The following is a 261-nucleotide window of genomic DNA, read 5'->3' as shown; positions in this document are numbered from 1 at the left end:
GTCCTTTCCGGTTTCGCGCGATCCTCTCCTCGAAGGATATTGTGCTGCAAACCGGCAGGCAGGTCTCTTGACTTACGGATGTTTGACCGTCTTGCCTTCCCATCCGCGTGCGGACAGTGGCATCGTAAGACGATCTCCGTATTACAGTGGCGGGTCCGTGCCGGATTTGCACCGGCTTCCCTTTTCACCCTGGGCTTTGGCTCCGCTGCGAGACGCCGCTTTCGGGACCTGACGGTAAACGTATGTGGTTGGGCCTTCAAG

The 261-nt window shown here is 58.2% G+C and carries 1 riboswitch.

The features are described from left to right. Positions 1-40 precede the first annotated feature (40 nt). Positions 41-247, bottom strand: a riboswitch (cobalamin riboswitch). Between the last annotated feature and the right edge of the window lie 14 nt (positions 248-261).

It is taken from the genome of Paenibacillus sp. GbtcB18 (assembly GCF_019091125.1).
Lineage (GTDB): Bacteria > Bacillota > Bacilli > Paenibacillales > NBRC-103111 > Paenibacillus_F > Paenibacillus_F chitinolyticus.
The sequence above is the reverse complement of the archived record's forward strand: the minus strand, read 5'-3'. Positions and strand labels throughout refer to the sequence as shown.